Annotated in this window: 2 protein-coding genes and 1 pseudogene; 2 read left to right on the forward strand and 1 reads right to left on the reverse strand. The window is 44.9% G+C overall.

Going from position 1 to position 1,030, the window contains the following annotated elements; translation table 11 throughout:
* Together BBB56_RS23680 and BBB56_RS23400 are read left to right on the forward strand one after the other, a co-directional pair.
* Window positions 1-484, forward strand: a 484-nt coding sequence (locus BBB56_RS23680) for a polymorphic toxin type 50 domain-containing protein (protein WP_233593105.1), incomplete at its 5' end; no start/stop codon positions are given.
* A gap of 12 nt (window positions 485-496) precedes the next feature.
* Complete coding sequence (locus tag BBB56_RS23400) at window positions 497-784, forward strand: MafI2 family immunity protein (RefSeq protein WP_123803270.1); 288 nt, start codon at window positions 497-499, stop codon at window positions 782-784.
* 50 nt (window positions 785-834) lie between these two features.
* Here the strand turns inward: BBB56_RS23400 and BBB56_RS23405 are convergent.
* Window positions 835-936 (reverse strand): annotated as a pseudogene (locus BBB56_RS23405) (SymE family type I addiction module toxin); the annotation flags it as partial.
* Window positions 937-1,030: the final 94 nt, after the last annotated feature.

Genomic DNA, 1,030 nt, shown 5'->3' on the forward strand with positions numbered 1-1,030 from the left:
TGCCGGGAAGAATACGGTAGAGAACAACTCGCTGGGGAAAGATGAAGATGAGTTGCAGCGGGAACATGGCAATCGCCCGGTAAAAGTCATCCTGATAAACCCGATGAAACCGAATGTACTTGATGGAGAGGGGGATCCACTTAAGGCCGGAGGTGGTTGGTTAGGCAAAATATCCATTAACAAAGTACAACAAAATAAGCATGTTCTCGGCACAAACGAATATAAGATCGCATCTGAAGCAGGGTTGAATAAAAGTATAATTACTGTCCCTGCGCAGTCATTGCTTCCAAAGTTAGGAACAGGCCAGCAAGTTGGCAATCTCCCTGTCGGGAGTCCAGGTTCGAAGGAAAGAATTAATTATGGGCAGAATATTGGTAATTATATCGATCCACAGACAGGTGTGTCGGCTTTGACGACTAATGGAATAGTCCATTACGGAAAGAATAGTGTTCATATTGTTCCAGCAAGACCATCAGAAGAGTGATGAGGGGGTCTTATGAAAAGTAATGATTATTTTAAGCTATCGGCTCAGCGGGCTTTACTTGGAAATATAACTAAGAATATTAGAGCAATATCAGCATTATTGGACGGTGATAGCATTACTCTAAAATTTTTTTATGATGGAATTATTAGTGAAGATGATGAAGAAAATGCTTCTATAGTGGAAACCGAAATTATTGCTGATCTTGATGATAGTTCAGTTGTTCATACAGTTGTCACAAGGCTGGATTATCCTGAGCCAATAAAATCCAATGGCTTTTTACTTTATCTTAGAAAAGAATAAACACGTAATCCCGGCCTTAGTGCCGGGATTTTACTTTATAAGCCAGCCAGTTATCCTTCTGTCGCCAGCCGGATGATCAGCTGTCCCGGCCCGGTGATCACCTCGATCTTCTGCCCGGTCGTAAATCCCAGCGCTTCCAGCCAGCGACCTTTAAAACCCCGACGGCACGGAAAGCACCAACCTGGCGGCTAACACGATGGCGCACGCGGTAGCGGGCGCGGTGCTGGCACAGATTGCTGGCGGCAG

The organism is Candidatus Pantoea deserta (assembly GCF_003813865.1).
Lineage (GTDB): Bacteria > Pseudomonadota > Gammaproteobacteria > Enterobacterales > Enterobacteriaceae > Pantoea > Pantoea deserta.